Source organism: Pannonibacter phragmitetus DSM 14782, assembly GCF_000382365.1.
GTDB lineage: Bacteria > Pseudomonadota > Alphaproteobacteria > Rhizobiales > Stappiaceae > Pannonibacter > Pannonibacter phragmitetus.
Genome location: NZ_KB908223.1, coordinates 73,080 through 90,311 on the forward strand (window position 1 = coordinate 73,080; position 17,232 = coordinate 90,311).

General features: G+C 62.6%; 13 protein-coding genes. 7 read left to right on the forward strand and 6 right to left on the reverse strand.

All coding sequences use genetic code 11. From position 1 onward, the window contains the following. Window positions 1-1,272 carry an SAM-dependent methyltransferase gene (locus H163_RS0113880; protein ID WP_051105397.1) on the forward strand — a complete coding sequence of 424 codons (1,272 nt, stop codon included), beginning with the start codon at window positions 1-3 and terminating at the stop codon, window positions 1,270-1,272. Window positions 1,273-1,534: 262 nt separating this feature from the next. Here H163_RS0113880 and H163_RS22855 read toward each other — a convergent pair whose 3' ends face one another. Continuing rightward, on the reverse strand, window positions 1,535-5,542 hold the full coding sequence (locus tag H163_RS22855; protein WP_081626028.1) for an autotransporter domain-containing protein: 4,008 nt from the start codon (window positions 5,540-5,542) through the stop codon (window positions 1,535-1,537). A gap of 447 nt (window positions 5,543-5,989) precedes the next feature. Between H163_RS22855 and H163_RS0113890 the strand changes: the two genes are divergently transcribed. After that, window positions 5,990-6,799 (forward strand): transporter substrate-binding domain-containing protein, encoded by an 810-nt coding sequence (locus H163_RS0113890; protein ID WP_019965204.1) that lies wholly within the window; start codon window positions 5,990-5,992, stop codon window positions 6,797-6,799. Window positions 6,800-6,828: 29 nt separating this feature from the next. Further along, window positions 6,829-7,695: an amino acid ABC transporter permease gene (locus H163_RS22865; RefSeq protein ID WP_081626029.1), complete on the forward strand. Its 867-nt coding sequence runs from the start codon at window positions 6,829-6,831 to the stop codon at window positions 7,693-7,695. A gap of 263 nt (window positions 7,696-7,958) precedes the next feature. Here H163_RS22865 and H163_RS22870 read toward each other — a convergent pair whose 3' ends face one another. Continuing rightward, the gene (locus H163_RS22870) at window positions 7,959-8,756 is read right to left on the reverse strand and encodes an SDR family NAD(P)-dependent oxidoreductase (RefSeq protein WP_019965206.1); all 798 of its coding nucleotides are present in this window, start codon (window positions 8,754-8,756) and stop codon (window positions 7,959-7,961) included. 293 nt (window positions 8,757-9,049) lie between these two features. Then, window positions 9,050-9,697: a ChrR family anti-sigma-E factor gene (locus H163_RS0113905; RefSeq protein WP_026355845.1), complete on the reverse strand. Its 648-nt coding sequence runs from the start codon at window positions 9,695-9,697 to the stop codon at window positions 9,050-9,052. Between the two features lie 295 nt (window positions 9,698-9,992). On the opposite strand from H163_RS0113905, the gene H163_RS0113910 reads away from it, so the two are divergent. From H163_RS0113910 to sseA, 4 genes are all read left to right on the forward strand, one after another. Continuing rightward, complete coding sequence (locus H163_RS0113910; protein WP_019965208.1) at window positions 9,993-11,027, forward strand: cysteine synthase A; 1,035 nt, start codon at window positions 9,993-9,995, stop codon at window positions 11,025-11,027. 16 nt (window positions 11,028-11,043) lie between these two features. Further along, the gene (cls, locus tag H163_RS0113915; RefSeq protein ID WP_019965209.1) at window positions 11,044-12,528 is read left to right on the forward strand and encodes a cardiolipin synthase; all 1,485 of its coding nucleotides are present in this window, start codon (window positions 11,044-11,046) and stop codon (window positions 12,526-12,528) included. Window positions 12,529-12,622: 94 nt separating this feature from the next. After that, a complete protein-coding gene (locus tag H163_RS0113920) occupies window positions 12,623-13,336 on the forward strand; it encodes an alanyl-tRNA editing protein (RefSeq protein WP_019965210.1) in 714 nt (237 codons plus the stop codon). A 46-nt stretch (window positions 13,337-13,382) separates the two neighbouring features. Then, window positions 13,383-14,225: a 3-mercaptopyruvate sulfurtransferase gene (gene sseA / locus H163_RS0113925; protein ID WP_019965211.1), complete on the forward strand. Its 843-nt coding sequence runs from the start codon at window positions 13,383-13,385 to the stop codon at window positions 14,223-14,225. Window positions 14,226-14,307: 82 nt separating this feature from the next. Here the strand turns inward: sseA and H163_RS0113930 are convergent, their stop codons facing one another. The 3 genes from H163_RS0113930 to H163_RS0113940 all read right to left on the reverse strand — a co-directional run bounded on the left by H163_RS0113930 (window position 14,308) and on the right by H163_RS0113940 (window position 17,231). Next, on the reverse strand, window positions 14,308-14,751 hold the full coding sequence (locus H163_RS0113930) for an META domain-containing protein (RefSeq protein WP_019965212.1): 444 nt from the start codon (window positions 14,749-14,751) through the stop codon (window positions 14,308-14,310). Window positions 14,752-15,188: 437 nt separating this feature from the next. Continuing rightward, a complete protein-coding gene (locus H163_RS0113935; protein ID WP_019965213.1) occupies window positions 15,189-15,992 on the reverse strand; it encodes an amino acid ABC transporter ATP-binding protein in 804 nt (267 codons plus the stop codon). 69 nt (window positions 15,993-16,061) lie between these two features. Beyond that, window positions 16,062-17,231, reverse strand: a complete 1,170-nt coding sequence (locus tag H163_RS0113940; RefSeq protein ID WP_019965214.1) for an amino acid ABC transporter permease — start codon at window positions 17,229-17,231, stop codon at window positions 16,062-16,064. Window position 17,232: the final 1 nt, after the last annotated feature.

Here is a 17,232-nt window from a genome sequence, read left to right on the forward strand (position 1 = left end):
ATGTCTTTTGCCTCCTCCCTGCCCTCCCCGGCCAATGCCGGATCGCAGCGGGTCATTCATCTGACCCAGGCCAATGCCCGCGAGGTGCTCTCGGGCCTGCCCCGCTTCGTCCGCATGGGCATGCGCATCGTGCTTGCCCTGCGCTATGGCGTGCTGACAATCACGACGCCGGATGGTCAGGCCTTCCGCATCGAAGGCAAGGAGGCCGGTCCCGTTGCCGACCTCACCGTCCATGACTGGCGCTTCGTGCGCATGGCCGCAGAAGGCGGTGATGTGGGCGTGGGCGAAGCCTTCATGGCCGGATACTGGTCCAGCTCGGACGTCACCACCTTTCTTGAGCTCTTCTGCGTCAACCGCGACGCAACGGTGGAGAAGCTGCAGGGCAGCCCGCTGTTCCGCCTGGCCGTCACACTGCGGCACTGGTTCAACCGCAACACCCGCAAGGGCTCGCAGCGGAACATCTCTGCGCATTATGACCTTGGCAATGCCTTCTACCGGGAATGGCTCGACCCCTCGATGACCTATTCCTCGGCCCTCTTTGACGAGAGCACCGCTTCGCTGGAAGAGGCGCAGCGCAAGAAATATCTGGCGCTGGCGGAAGCAACCGGCATCCAGCCGGGCCACAAGGTGCTGGAAATCGGCTGTGGCTGGGGCGGCTTTGCCGAATTTGCCGCCGGCGAGATCGGCGCCAATGTACGCGCCCTGACCATTTCCCGCGAGCAGTACGACTATGCCCGCGAGCGCATCTTCAAGGCCGGCCTCAATGACAAGGTCGAGGTCGTCTTTCAGGATTACCGCGATGAAACCGGCGTCTACGACCGGATCGCCTCCATCGAAATGTTCGAGGCGGTCGGCAAGGAATACTGGCCGGTCTATTTCAACAAGGTGTCGTCCTGCCTGAAGCCCGGCGGGCTTGCGGGCCTGCAGATCATCACGATCCAGGACACCATGTTCAAGGACTATGCCCGCCGCCCGGATTTCATCCAGCGCTACATCTTCCCCGGCGGCATGCTGCCGCCTCCCGGCAAGCTGCAGGAAATCGGTGGACGGCAGGGCCTGAAACTGTCGGCGGAGCGCATCTTCGGTCAGGACTATGCCCGCACCCTCGCAGAGTGGCGCGAGCGCTTCCGCGAGGCATGGCCGCGCATTTCCCCGCTTGGTTTCGATGAGCGCTTCAAGCGGCTCTGGGAGTTCTACCTGCATTACTGCGAGGCAGGCTTCCGCTCCGGCAATATCGACGTGCGCCAGATCGTTTACGCCAAGGCAGGGTGAAGAAAAGCCGCGCCTTAAGGCAGGCAGAACACCGGAAAACAAGAGGCCGCGCCATCACTGGCGCGGCCTCGAGGTCGTTGACAAAGCAAGAACTCTCCTCTTTCGTCATGGTCGGGCTTGTCCCGACCATCTGCAAGCCATTGATTTGGTTAGATCCTCGGCACAAGGCCGAGGATGACGATGGAGAGGCCGAAGGTTTGTCAGCAGTCTGAGGCCGCGCCATCACTGGCGCGGCCTCTTGTTTTTGGAAAGCCGATGCGGATCAGAACCGGATGCGAAGGTTACCCTTGAAGCTCTGGTCAAGAGCCTCTTCCGCTGCCTGAATCCGGTAGGCAACGCCGAGAGAGGCTGAAGGGGCTATCGCCATCTCCAGCCCGGTTTCGGCGACGCCCGCATTGCGCAGCACCGCAAGGCCCGGCATGGAGAAACTCTCCCCGCCGCTGGCAAAGGCCAGCGAACGGTTGCTTGAGACATCGCTGAAGGCGTAAGTCCAGCCAGCCGCACCATGTGCGGTGACTGCCATTCCAGCCAGATCGAACTGGTGGCGTGCCCTGAGGCCAAGGTTCAGGAAACCGGTGCCGGTGCTGTCCGAAGTTGCGGAAAGAGCAGCAGCACCGCCTCTTTCGCGGAATCTGCTGTTGTTCTGGTGCACATAGGCAAGACCGGAGTAAGCCTCAACCGTCACGTCTTGAACCTTTGCGCCATAGGCAAGCTCACCGAAGACCTGCGCCGTCAGCGCATCGGGCGAAGCCGTCAGCTGATCGCTGAAGCCCCGGTAGGCGATGGACCGGCGGGTAGACAGGTCATGCCAGCTGATGGCCGTGCCGCTGCGCAGGCTGACATTGCCGAAGCCATAGCCGCCATAGGCACCTGCATGATAGCTGTTCGCCGATGCATGCGCATTCTGCGAGGCGACATCGATATAGCTCGAGCCGTAACCGGCGAAGACACCGGCAACGCCGCTGCTGCCGAAAGGCATGTCGGCACCGGCAAGAACCCCGCCAGCCGAACGGCGCGCCACGGCATAGTCACTGCCATTGTCCTGCCAGCCCCAGCCGCCATAGGCCTGGCCCCAGACCTCAACCCCGCCGCCACGCGGAGCATCGAGAGCGGCAAAGGTGCCGCGCAGGCGCTTCATGGCCGCATCGCGGACAAGACCGCTGTCCTGCACAAGACGGGAGGCCACTGTGGGATAAAGCTCGCCGGAGAGCTGAGAGAAGGCATTGCGAGCCTCGGATACAGTCAGCGGAGTGATGCTGTCGTAGATTTCGTTACCGGCACCGAGACCATCAATCGCCGGAACCAAGGCCTTCTGTCCCGGCGTCTCCGCCACATCCACCAGCCCCGTCTGATTTCGGGTCAATGTCAGATCAACCGAATTGGAATTGTAGATGAGCGAAGCATCAAGGAAGGCCAGACTGGACGTGACCGTTGCAAAGGGATAACCCACAATCCCGCCCGCGGCTGACAGGATGGTATAGGTGGTGGACGCCGCATAGCTGCCCGGCTCGGCCAGGATCGAGAGGGTAACGCCAGACTGGATGGCGATTTCACCTGTGGCCGTCAGAAGATCCGATTGCCCGGCCGCGTTGACTTCGACCTGATAGATGGAGCCGGACACAAAGACACCATTCCCGGCCACCGTCAGCGTGCCGATGGAGTTGCCCGGCGCAACAGTCGCCCCAGAGGTAGCGTTGAAGCCGCCGATGGTGCCCGTGCCGCCGAGCACGGCGCCGGTCTGCACGAAAACTGAGGAGCTGGACAGATCCGTGTTGACGCGCAAGGTGCCCGCCTGGACAAATGTGGAGCCTGTGTAAGTCAGCGTACCTGTCAGGCTGAGGCTGCCGGCACCGGTCTTTGTGAAGACGCCCGTTCCTGACAAGACATTGGCAAAGACACCGTCCGTGGCTGCATCAAGAATGAGCGAGGCGTTGTTGGTGATGGCACCCGAGCCGATGCTGGCGAGGGTTGCCTTAATTCCGCCGGCACTGATGATGGTGCCGCCGGAATAGGTATTGGTGCCTGACAGCACCAAAGTGCCGGAGCCCGACTGCTGCACGGAACCGGAACCGGAAATGTCTCCGGCGAAGATGACGTCATCCGAGCGGTTGAACGCAAGGGCACCACTGTTGGTGACGCCGCCGTCGATCCAGCCCGTTGTGCCGCCATCGCCGAGTTGCAGCGTGCCTGCGGTGATGACCGTTCCACCCGTGTGGGTATTGGCTGCGGTCAGAACCAGCGTGCCCGCCCCAGCCTTTTGCAGGGCAGAGCCGGAGCCATCCGTTATGACCGATGAAATCGTGGTGCTGATACCGCTGTCCACGGTCAGCGTGCCGGTGGTTACGCCGATCTGCAGGTCATCACCGGTCAGAACATAGCCATTGGTGGAGAACTGCAGCGTGTCGAAGGACTTCGCACCATCGACTGTCACTGTACCGCCCGAGGCTCCGGCAAAGACAGCTACGGAGGACACCCATCCTGCGTTCACCCCCGCCTCGCCTGGTGCACCGGTCCAGTTGGTGGCCGCGTCAGACCATGCGCCTGAGCCGCCATCCACGGTGCCATCGCCCGTTGTGTCTGCTCCATCCCAGAACTGCATCTGCTGGCTGGAAGCAAGCACCGCCACATTCACCTGACCGGGAACCGTGTCATAAACCGTAGCCGTATAGGACCCTGTCCCGGTAACCGAATCAAAGGCACCGGACAGCGTGCCGCCGTAATTGAAAAGGCGGTAATAACCGGCTGATGCCGGGCTGTTGAGGTCCAGTGTCCCCGCCAGCGTCAGGTCACCGGTCACGATCACCAGATCATTATCCGTGCCGCCCACGACGCCCGGCTGGCCAAGCTCGAACTCCGAAACGGAACCGGAGTTCAGCACGAGAGTGCCAACAGTCAGCGTGCCGGGACTCTGGCCCGCTGCAAGGGTACCCGACACTGTGACTGTGCCACTGATGCTGCCCGTTCCGCCGAGCGTACCGCCGCTGCCAACCGTCACATCGCCGCCGAGCGTGCCGTTGACGGCAAGCTCACCGCCGGTGACACTTGAGCTTCCGCTAAAGCCTGACGAGTTGCCGCTGAGTGTGAGTGTCCCGGCGCCTGTCTTGGAGATGGCGCCATTGCCGGAGATCACATTGGACAAGGTGTAATCGGTGGTCTGCGCGAGTTCGAGCGACGTCGTATTGGTCGCAAGCACGATGCCGCCGGTCACCGTGGCACCGCTTTCCAGGGTGAGGGTATTGGAGCCCCCCAGGAAATTCAGCGCGGCCGAACGCGTGCCATCGCCGGAGAGGCCGCCGGTTACGGAGCCTGCTGCCGCAATGGAGACAGCAAGGTTCTCGCCCACGATGCCGGAGCCACCCTCGCCACTGCTGAAAAGCCCGTTACGGCCTGCGCCGCCCGTTACCGACGTCTCAATATTCAGAGTAGTAAGGCCGGTCACACTCTGGATGAGTATGCCATTGCCGCCATCACCGCCGAGACTGCCAACTGGAGTGCCAGTTGCGGCATCACCGCCACTGATACTCCCGCCTGAGATCACAAGCGTGTTTGCACCTGTGCCCCCATTAAGCACAAGACCCGAACCACCATCACCACCAGACACACTGACGCCGGGGGCTGCCCCGCCGCCCGCGCCGCCGGTGAGCACGCTGCCGGTGATGGCTATCGTATTGTTGCCGGTGGATTGATCGATGACGAGGCCGCTGCCCCCATTTCCTCCGCTGGCGGCCCAGCCATGAGACCCACCTGCGCCACCAGTGGCGCTGACGATGATGGTGCCGCCGGAGCCCGTAAGACCGGTGATGACGGCACCGAAGCCGCCGCCGCCGCCGCCGCCGCCGTAGCCCGCAAACCCAGCGGCGCCGCCATTGCCGCCAGCACCACCGGTAAAAGTTCCCGACGTGGGCAAACTGTCTATGGTCCCGACATAAGCATGCGCGCCGCCGCCGCCACCGCCGCCCGAACTGTCATTCCCGCCGCTGGTACCATCAGACCCGGCAGCGCCCGTGACAGACGCGCCTGCACCACCAGAGCCGGGGCTGCTGCCGGCGCCTGCGCCACCGCTGCCGCCTGTTAAACCGCTGCCACCGCCAGCACCACCAGAGAGATAGCCAATGCCGCCGCTGACCCCGTCCGTGCCGTCACTACCCGGCGATGTGGCACTTGCGGTGCCCCCGGCGCTTGTACCGGTGCTATCTCCGCCCGCGCCCCCATCGCCGTCCGCCGCCCGAGCAGCGAGGCCAGCCGAGGCAACGATGAGGGCCGCTGCCACGGAGCAGAGGAAAGCTGATCTCAGCGAGACCCGAACAAGGCTAGCAGTCCGTGAATTTTCCGAGCAATGGCTATTGCTGAAAGGCCCCTGCATGTTCCCGCATTCCCCCAAATACCGTAGTCAACCGAGTAGCTAACACGGGCGAAATGAGAGCGCTAAGGCAGTTTCTGGCGTTATCTTGAAAGCCGGAGAAAAAAAGGCCTTCTGTGGCCCAAAAGACACGCTACAGGCTTGATCTGCCAAGCATTTTCCGCAACCAAAGCCCCCGAAGCCCCGCAACTGCATGCATTCTCTTTCCAGCAGCAAGACAAAAGGAACAGCGGAAACTTTTCAGGTGTTTTCAAGAAATCACATCCTGAAAGAATCACGTCAAGCATGCCGCTTGCTCCCGAACAGGTTGATGGCTAACAGTCGGGAACACGTTTCACGTCAACGGGAGCCTGACCCATGACAACCACTCTGCCGCGTTTCGCCCGCCTTGCCGTCCTTGCCCTTTCGGTGCTGCCTTTCACAACAAGTCATGCTCCGGCAGCTGACCTGCCGGATCTTGGGGGCCGGGAAATCGCGGTGCTGACGGAAAATGCCTATCCGCCACTGCAATTCATGGACAGCAGCGGCAAGGCCGTGGGCTGGGAATATGACGCGGTTGCGGAGATCGCCAAGCGGCTCAACGCCAGGGTCACCTATCAGAACTCCAGCTGGGACGCGATGATCCCTGCCATCGCCGCCGGGGAATATGATTTTGCCATGAACGGCATCACCATCCGCGACGACCGCAAGGACAAGGTGGATTTCTCCGATCCCTACATGCGCTCGGAAATGGTGATGCTGGTGCGTGCCGATGAAGCCCGGTTTTCCGATGCCAAGGGCTTTGCAGCCGATGCCGGGCTGCTGATGGCCGCCCAGCCGGGCACCACGCCCTTCTATGTCGGTGTCTACGAAGTGCTCGACGGCGACGAGGCCAACCCGCGCATCAAGAAGTTCGAGACCTTTGGTGCAGGCGTTGCCGCACTCCGGGCCGGTGACGTGGATCTGGTTCTGACCGACAGCACGGCGGCGGAGGGCTATGTCTCCACCTCCAATGGCACGCTGAAGATCGTGGGTGAGAAACTGGGCACGGAAGACTTCGGCTTCATCTTCCCCAAGGGCTCGGATCTCGCTGCCCCGGTCAATGCCGCGATTGCATCGATGAAGGCAGACGGCACCATGGCCGCGCTCGATAAGAAGTGGCTGCTTGACTACAAGATGGGCCAGTGAGCCTGATGCAAGCTGGAGAGCCGTGAAGAATGGGACCCGCCCGCCCGAAGCCGCGCGCCAGACATGTTCCCGGCGGCCGTTCGCCCTCTTCGCCTGAGTTTCCCTGGTGGCTCGCCGCCATGGGGCTTCTGGTCGCCTATGCCTTTGCGCAGGCTCTGGGAGATGCCGAGCAGGCGCAGGTGCTGTCCACCCTGTCGCGGGGCATCGGCATCACGCTGATGGTCACGGCCACGGCCTTCACCGGCGCCTCGCTGCTGGGGCTGCTGCTGGCGCTCGGCACCCTGTCGCGGTTCACCGTCATCCGCCAGTTCGTCCGCTTCTATGTGGAACTGATCCGCGGCATCCCGATTATCGTGCTGCTGCTCTACATCGCCTTTGCCGGTGTGCCGCTGCTGGTGGAAGGCTGGAACTGGCTCGCCGGGTACCTCGGCCTTGGCGAAGTCAGGACGCGTGATGTCTCCCTGCTCTGGCGTGCCGTTGCCGCGCTGATCCTTGCCTATTCCGCCTTTCTGGCGGAGGTGTTCCGGGCCGGTATCGTCTCGATAGCCCCCGGTCAGGTGGAAGCGGCCAAGGCGCTTGGCCTTACCGGCTGGCAACGCTTCCGTCTGGTCATCGCGCCGCAGGCCCTGCGCGTGGTGCTGCCGCCTTTTGGCAATGATTTCATCGCCATGCTGAAGGACAGTTCCCTCGTCTCGGTTCTGGGCGTCACCGACATCACCCAGCTCGGCAAGGTCGCAGCCGCAGGCAACTTCCGCTATTTCGAGACCTACAATCTCGTCGCGCTGATCTATCTGTCGATGACAGTCACCCTCTCCGTCGCCCTGCGCCAGCTGGAACACCGCCTGCGCTGGCGGGACAAGCCGGGCAGCGGCGAAGCGCAGGGCGGGCAGATTTAGCCAGAGTTCCTGGTCCGCAGCGGCGCTCAGACTCAAATCCCGCGCCGTCCCGGCCTCCGTGCTGGGACCTGTCATTGACGCAGCAGGGCTTGATGCCAACCGCAATGGAACCGGCTGATCCGGGTTTGGTTGAGCCGTGCAGCACAGGGTCCTTCTCAAGGCTCGGCGCATCAGCATGTCAACAGCTATCGCCCCTGAGGCCTCCTCACAGGCCCCGGCTCAAGGCCGGGGCGGCGCGGTGGGGCGCTTGACGCGAAGTGCCCTCACCGCCCCTTGCGGCTCCAGCCGGTGGCTCTGGCGACAAGCGGGAAATAGAGGCTGTAGGGCAGAATCCGCAAAAACTTGAGCTGCCGCACGAAGGCCTTGGGGAAGGAAATCTCGAAGCCCTTGCGCGCCCGCAGCCCCGCCACAAAAGCCTTGGCCGCCTCTTCCACCGGCATCAGATGCGGCATGGGGAAAGGGTTTTCCTTGGTCGCAGGCGTATCGACAAAGCCGGGCGAAACCACCTGAATGCGGATCCCCACCCGGTCGAGATCAAACTTCAGGCTCTCGGCCAGATTGATCAGCCCGGCCTTGGTCGCCCCATAGGCGGCCGAGGTGGGCAGGCCGCTGTAGCCCGCGACAGAGGCGACAATCGCGATCTGACCGCGCCCCCGCCCCTTCATGGCGGCAATCGCGGGCAGCACCACATGCACGGTGCCCTTCAGATTGACATCGAAGGTCTGCGCGTAAGCCTCTGCAGAACCATCGAGACCATCCACCGGGATATAGACCCCCGCATTGGCGATGACGAGGGCAAGCGGCGCAAGCTCCGCCTCGATGCTGGCGGCAATAGCGGCCATGGCGGCCGCATCCGTGACGTCGCCCGGATAGGCGTGGATCGATCCGGCAAGGCCTGCGCCCTCTCCGGCAAGGCTCTCGAGCGCTTCAGCCGAACGGGCCGTCACCGCAACCTTGAAGCCCGCCCGCGCCAGCTCCAGCGCCACCGCCCGCCCGATGCCGGAACTGGCGCCCGTGATCCATGCCGAACCGTCCGAAGGGGTTGCCGTATAATCTGTCACCTGAAACTCCTGTGTCTGGAGTTTCTACGGACAAGGGCGGGCTGTGGATCTGGTGGGATGGTGCATCTGGCTTCGGACAGGAACCTGAAGCAGCGCTTGAGAGAATCTCAGCTCTCTGGAAGCGGGCAGGCCCCGGCTCGCGCTGCGCTTGGCCGGGGTGACGGCCTGAGCGAGCATCAAACCCTGCCAAGCTCATATGTCCCCGCTCAAGGCGGGGACAGCGCAGTAGGGCTATGAGGCTCTGGCTTTCAGCAGCACCGCAGTGAAACAGGCACACTTACCCTGCCCCGCCCTCACATCCGCATGAACGGAGCGATAAGGCGGCCCAGCGGGCCAGTCAGCCGCAAGTGGCCTTCTGTGACAGCAAAGCAGATGCAGTCTTCATCGTCATCGGCGATGGGCTTGTGATCGACGTGATCATCGGCAAAGGCGAGATCGCCGCGCACATAGTGCCCATCCACATCCGAGAAGCCGCCCTGCAGCACCAGCGTCAGTTCCTGGCCATCATGAGTGTGAGACGGAACGGCGCGGCCGGCCTTGATCCAAAGGAGGCTGGCGGTGCAGCCATCCATTTCGCCGAATTTGAATTCCTTCACGCCCGGCATCAGGCTGCGCCACTTCAGGCCGTCCAGCGTGTTGCGGCCCAGCAGGCCGCGCAGGCTGGACGGAAGACGCGGATCGAAGGACTCGCACGGCTGAATGCGCCGTTCCGGCATGGCTGGAAGGCCGAGAATGGCCTCAAGGCGGGCATCGCGGCTGGTCAGCTCCACCGGTGCGGTGGTGTCCAGCTCTGCCCCGGCCAAGGCCTCCAGCGAGCGGACATAGCCGCGATGGCGGGGCGACAATTCCAGATGAGACGATACGAGGACGCGCGCGGGTTCTGCCAGCCTTCCGGCGACATATCCTGCCAGCAATTCGTCCAGTCCAGTGGTAGTTTCCATTGAGGTGCCTGGTGCCATCTTTTGAGTGAGCAGCTTTTCCTGCTCTACGGCGGTCTTTGGTGCCCGGATCACGTCTTTCTGCGTGTTGGTAAGGAAAACTAGATAAACTGCCCCTTTCCGGCAAGATGCCGCCGGGGCCAAGACGGGGGTTTTCCGTTTCCATTTAAGCGAAGATGCAGAAAAACCTTTCACGCATGACACGCCAGATTGCAGCCGCGTCACTTGATCCGGCGCCTTTGGACCATTAGCTTGCGCACAAGACGTTTCAACCAGAAAACAGTAACACCGGATCACCATGACCCTTTATGCCTCCGCCGTCGAAGCCATCGGCAACACCCCGCTCATCCGCCTCAACCGGCTTTCTGACGAGACGGGCTGCGAGATCCTGGGCAAGGCGGAGTTCATGAATCCCGGCCAGTCGGTCAAGGACCGCGCCGGCAAGCAGATGATCCTGGAGGCCGAAGCGCGCGGCGACCTGAAGCCCGGCGGCCTGATCGTCGAGGGCACCGCTGGAAACACAGGCATCGGCCTTGCGCTCGTAGCCCGCGCCCGCGGCTACAGAACCGTCATTGTCATGCCGGACAGCCAGAGCCAGGAAAAGAAGGACATGCTGCGCCTTGCCGGGGCAGAGCTTGTCGAAGTGCCGGTGAAGCCCTTCTCCGACCCGAACAATTACCAGCATGTCGCCCGCCGCCTTGCCGAAGACCTGGCGAAAAGCGAGCCTAACGGCGTGCTCTTTGCCGACCAGTGGAACAACCTCGACAACCGCAAGGCCCATTTCGTCAGCACCGGTCCGGAAATCTGGCGCGACACGGACGGCAAGGTGGACGGTTTCATCTGCGCGGTCGGTACCGGCGGTACGCTGGCGGGCACCTCCACCTATCTGCGCCAGCAGAAGCAGGACATCGTCATCGGCTGCGCGGACCCGCGCGGGGCGGCGATGTACTCGCTCTTCACCACCGGCAAGGCAGAATCCTCCCCCGGCGGCTCCGTGTCGGAGGGTATCGGCCTTGGCCGCGTCACGCCGATCATCGAGGACATCAAGGTGGACAAGGCCTATCTGGTGACCGATGAGGAAGCCATGCCGCTGCTGTTTGATCTGGCGGAGAATGAAGGTCTCCTGCTCGGCGGCTCCAGTGCCATCAACATCGCCGGTGCGGCCCGTCTTGCGCGGGATCTGGGACGCGGCCATACGGTCGTGACCATCCTGTGCGACCACGGCTCGCGCTATCAGTCCAAGCTCTACAATCCGGACTTCCTGCGCTCCAAGTCCCTGCCGGTTCCGGCGTGGCTGGAGAGCCGGTCCGGGCTGAAGGCGCCTTTCCTGTGAGATAAGGACCACGCCCATGGGGGGCGCTGCCACGTCCATCGGCAGGGATGTCCTCACGGATGTCAGTCTCGCCGATACGATCCTGAACAATCTCGGCATCATCGCCGCGGTTACGGCAGCGCTTTACACCCTTGCAGCCATCTGCGCCGTGCGGGAAGTGATGAACAGCCGCACCGCGCAAGGCACCATCGCCTGGCTGCTGTCGCTGTTCTTCCTGCCCTTCCCCACCATCTTTCTCTATCTCGTCTTCGGCTGGAAACAGTTCGACGACTATGCAGACGTGCAGCGCAAGATGGGCCGGGACGAGCGCAGCCGCCGCGCCCGGCAGATCGGCATCGCCGACAAGGCCGCGACCACGGACTGGCAGGTGCTGTCAAGCGTCGCCAACCTGCCCTTCATTTCCGGCAACCGCTGCGAATTGCTGATCGATGGCGATGCCACGTTTTCCTCGATCCTGCAGGGGATTTCCGAGGCCAGAACCGTGGTTCTGGTGCAGTTCTTCATCGTGCGCAGCGATGTGCTGGGCCGCACGCTGGCCGACCTGCTGATTGAGAAGGCCCGGCAAGGCGTCCGGGTCTACTTCCTTTATGACGAGATTGGTTCCAAGGGCCTGCCCAAGGCCTATATCCGGCGGTTGCGCCGGCACGGCATCCATGTCTCGGGCTTCAATGAAACGCACCACTATCTGCGGATCCTGGGGCCGATGCGGATCAACTACCGCAATCACCGCAAGGTCGTCGTCGTGGACAACCGGCATGCCTGGGTCGGCGGGCACAATGTGGGCGATGAATATCTGGGCAAGGACCCGGATTTCGGCCACTGGCGCGACACCCATGTAAAGATCAGCGGCCCGGCGGCACTCGGCTGCACCCTCTCCTTTGCCGAGGACTGGCACTGGGCCTGCGGCCAGCCGCTGGATTTCTTCTCCCCCGGCCCCTACGAATCCCCCGGCGGCGAAGCCGTCCTGGTGATGCCGACGGGCCCGGCCGATCCACTGGAAGACTGTTCCATCGCCTTCACCGAGGCTCTGTCCCGCGCCCGCCGCCGGCTGTGGATCGTCAGCCCCTATTTCGTGCCGGGACCGGAAATCCAGATGGCGCTCTATGCCGCAGCGTTGCGGGGCGTCGATGTGCGCGTGCTGCTGCCGCAGAAGGCAGATCACCGGCTGGTCTGGCTGGCCAGCCACGCCTATGCCGATGACATGGTCAACCACGGCATCAAGGTCTACCGCTATCTCGACGGCTTCCTGCATCAGAAGGTGGTGCTGGTCGATGATGAACTGGCCTCTGTCGGCACGGTGAATTTCGACAACCGCTCCTTCCGGATCAATTTCGAGATCACGCTCTGGTTCACCAGCCCCGGCTTCATTGCCCAGATCGCCGCCATGCTGGAGCGTGACTTCGCCGGCGCGCGCGAGACTGGTCCCGATGACCTGGACAAGCGCTCCTATGCCTTCCGCGTGCTTGCCCAGAGTGCCCGGCTTTTTTCACCAATCCTCTAGAGCAACCGTACCGGCCTGAGCACACCAAGGCTTGCAGCTGCAGCACAGCATGCTACCTTGCGGCCCCGCCTGATCCGATACCGGAGCCTTTCAGATGACAGAGCCCCTTTTCCGCGATGATTCCTACCTGCGCAGCTGCGAGGCGCAGGTGGTAGAGATTACCGGGGATGGCGCCATCGTGCTGGACCGGACGGTGTTCTACGCCACCAGCGGCGGCCAGCCCGGCGACAGCGGCTATCTGGAACGTGCCGATGGCAGCCGCATTGCCATCACCACCGCCCTTTATGCAGACGGAAAGACCGGTCACCGGCACATTCCCGCCGCCGGAGAGACCCTGCCGGAAGCAGGTGAAGCCGTGACCTTGCATTTGGACTGGACGCAGCGCTACCGTTTCATGCGCATGCACACCGCCCTGCACATCATCTGTGCCGTGCTGCGGACCAAAATCACCGGCTGCCAGATCGGCGCGGAAGAAAGCCGCATCGACCTTGATATTCCCGAGCCGCCGGAGCGCGGCGCCATCGAGGTTGCGATCCGCGAAGCAATTGACCGCGACATGGCAGTCAGCATGGAGTGGATCACGGACGAGGAACTGGATGCCAACCCCGGCCTGATCAAATCCATGAGCGTCAGCCCGCCGCGCGGTAACGGCAAGGTGCGCCTCGTGCGCATCGGCGGGGATTTCGACCTGCAGCCCTGCGGCGGCACCCATGTGTCGCGCACCTCGGAAATCGGCCTCGTCGAGGTCACCAAACTCGACAAGAAGGGCAAGCTGAACCGGCGGATCCGCATCCGCCTGGCAGATTGACCTCCCTCCCAGAACCAGACCTGCCACTGCAGCACCGGAGACCTGCATGAACCGCCCGCCCCTCGTCAGCACCGAATGGCTCGCCAGCCGCCTCACCGCGCCCGATGTGCTGGTGCTCGATGCCTCCATGCATCTGCCCAATACGGGCCGCGATGCCAACGCGGAATATCTGGCGGAGCATATTCCCGGCGCCATCCGCTTTGACATCGACGCCATTGCCGACAAGGCAAGCCCCCTGCCCCACATGCTGCCGCAGCCAACGGCTTTCTCATCCATGATGCGCAAGCTGGGCGTGGGTGATGGCATGACGCTGGTGTTCTACGACACGGTCGGTCTTTACTCAGCCCCGCGCGGCTGGTGGATGCTGAAGACCATGGGTGCAGAACGTGTCTTCATCCTCGACGGCGGCCTGCCGAAGTGGAAGGCCGAGGGACGCCCGGTGGAGGATGGCAAGGTGACACGGCCGGAGCGCCACTTCACCGCCCGCCTGCACAATGGCGCCGTGACCGGCATCGATGCCATGCGGGCGATCGTGGACAGCGGCAGCCGCCAGGTGCTGGACGCCCGCGCCGGCGCCCGTTTCCGGGCCGAAGTGAAGGAGCCGCGCGAGGGCCTGCGCTCCGGCCATATGCCCGGCGCCTTCAGCACGCCCTTCACCGAGCTTCTGAATGCAGATGGCACGATGAAGTCCAATGGGGACCTCAGCCAGGTGTTCCTGGACGCTGGCGTTGATCTGTCGCGCCCGGTGACCACGTCCTGCGGCTCCGGCGTGACTGCAGCCGTCATCACTCTCGCCCTCACCCTGCTCGGCCACAAGGATCTGAGCCTCTATGACGGCTCCTGGAGCGAATGGGGCAGCCTGCCGGACACGCCGGTCGTCACCGGCTGATCCCCAGGACTGGGCTGCAAAAGACAAAAGGCTCGCGTCATGGACTGGCGCGAGCCTTTGTTTTCAGGACGGGCGGCCGGCGTCACATCAGCGACAGGCGCAGCACCGGTTCGGACTTGGCGTTGAGCAGTGTCAGGGAACCTCGCTCCCCCCGGTAGTCGACAGCCGCATGGACTGCTTCGACGAATTTGCGCTCCTGGTTCATGATGGCAGGGGCACAGGCCTTGCGGGTGACCGCCAGCGGGCCGATTTTCAGCACGCCGCCACTCTGGCGGACCTGCCCGAAAATGGTGTTGCAGCCGCCAGAGCCCGCAACGGTTCCAGCTTCCTCGATCTGCAGGATACTGTCCGCACCTCCCTGCGGCGCCTCACCCTGAATTTCCTCCACCTTCCACTTGCCCACCAGATCGAAGGGCAGCCCGCGATCCTGAGCGGCAGCAGGCAGAAAAGCCGCAAGCGCCGCTACTGCGGCAGAACAGGCGATGCCCCTGACAGCAAAATGGCGAAAATTTCCCAGAACAGTCATGCGTCGAACAACCCTCTCATACCAAGGCTCCGGGATGCTGACGCATCGCGCCTTGAAAATGCTCAAACGCCGCAGGGGCTTGATCAAATCCCGATGAGGCGAGCTCACCGGAGTTTCGTGCAAGACATGCAATACCGAGCGGCCGGTGATTTCTGCCCCCCAGAATGCCTCAAGCCCGATAATGCGAAGTAAACCGGCAGGCATTTCCGCAAGACATGACTTACAGGCTGTTTACGGCAGATTCTTGAAGACGGATTTCGCAAGACTGAGAAAGGCATAGCGCTTTCGCCGCGCCATTTATTGTCAAAATATACAATCGTCTTTTCTTCAAGAAAACTCGCACCGCCATGTAAAAAACAAGACCCCGGACCTGGTGGTCCGGGGTCTGATTTTAACCTGTGAGCTGCGGCCGGAAAGCAGGTCCGCGCTGTTCCGGATCAGTGATGCAGGATCTGGCTCAGGAACAGCTTGGTGCGCTCGTGCTGCGGATTGAGGAAGAACTGCTCCGGCTCGTTCTGTTCCACGATCTGGCCGGCATCCATGAAGATGACCCGGTTGGCGACCTTGCGGGCGAAGCCCATTTCGTGGGTGACGCAAAGCATGGTCATGCCTTCTTCGGCAAGGCTGACCATCACATCCAGCACTTCCTTGATCATTTCCGGATCAAGCGCCGAGGTCGGCTCATCGAACAGCATGATCTTGGGGTTCATGCAGAGCGAGCGGGCAATGGCCACGCGCTGCTGCTGTCCGCCGGAGAGCTGGCCCGGGTACTTGTGCGCCTGCTCGGGGATCTTCACCCGGGTCAGGTAGTGCATGGCGATTTCCTCGGCTTGCTTCTTCGGCATCTTGCGCACCCAGATCGGCGCCAGCGTGCAGTTCTCAAGGATCGTCAGGTGCGGGAACAGGTTGAAGTGCTGGAAGCACATGCCAACCTCACGGCGGATCTCGTCGATCTTCTTCAGGTCATCGGTCAGTTCGATGCCATCGACGATGATCTGGCCTTTCTGATGCTCTTCCAGACGGTTGATGCAGCGGATCATCGTCGACTTGCCGGACCCTGAAGGCCCGCAGATGACGATGCGCTCGCCGCGCATGACCTTCAGGTTGATGTCGCGCAGCACGTGGAAATCCCCGTACCACTTGTTCATACCGGCGATTTCGACCGCCACTTCCGTGTCAGACACGGTCATCTTGCTGCGGTCAACGGCGATTTCGACTTCGGAGACTGCGTTCTCACTCATGGGTTTACTCCAGAATATCCAGGGATCGGAGGCGGCGCGGAGATCCGCGCCAGCCTGTCAACGGTCGCTCTAGCGTTTGTGGCCCGTGTTCAGCCGCCGCTCCATGTAGATGGAGTAGCGCGACATGCCGAAACAGAAGGCAAAGAAGATCACGGCAGCAAACAGATAGCCTGTGCGGCTGGTGACCGGCGTTGCCCAGGTCGGATCTGTGAACGAGGACTGGATCTGACCCAGCAGGTCGAACATGCCGACGATCAGCACCAGGGTCGTGTCCTTGAACAGGCCGATGAACGTGTTCACGATGCCCGGAATGACAAGCTTGAGCGCCTGCGGCAGGATGATGAGACGCATCATCTGCCAGTAGCCCAGGCCGAGTGCCATCGCCCCCTCATACTGCCCTTTCGGGATCGCCTGCAGGCCGCCACGCACCACCTCTGCCATATAGGCGGCGGAGAACAGCGTCACACCGATCAAGACGCGCAGAAGCCGGTCGAAGGTGATGCCTTCAGGCAGGAACAGCGGCAGCATCACGGAGGACATGAACAGCACCGTGATCAGCGGCACGCCGCGCCAGAACTCGATGAACATCACCGAGAACAGCTTGACGACTGGCATGTTCGAGCGCCGCCCCAGAGCCAGCAGAATGCCGATCGGAAGCGATGCGGCAATACCGGTCACCGCAATCACCAGCGTCACCAGCAGCCCTCCCCACAGGGAGGTCGAGACCACCGGCAGGATCACGTTGCCGCCGATGGAGAGCCCCGTCAGCAGATAATAGGCTGCGATGGGAAGCCCGACGATGAAGAGCACCGCGTTGATCCGCTTGTACGGCACCGACGGGACCGCCAGCGGAATGAGCAGAGCTGCAAAGAGCGCAAAGACAATATCCACCCGCCAGGTCTGGTCCGCCGGATAACGGCCATAAATGAACTGCGGGAAATACGCCTTCACATAGGCCCAGCAGGCCCCGACAACCTCGCCTGAACCTTCCGGCACCAGACAGGCATTGCGGTTTTCACCGGTCCAGACTGCAGTGAGGAAGGCGAACTCGATCAGCGGCTTGATCAGGGAATAGGCGATCAGGATGCCGAGGAGCGTCAGGATGGTGTTGCCTATGGAAGAGAACAGGTTCGCTCTCATCCAACCCAGGGCACCGGAGGTCGACACCGGCGCAGGAAGGAGCGGAGCCTCCTCCGTCCGGATGTGGAATGCAGATTTGGTTTCAGCCATGGTGTTCATC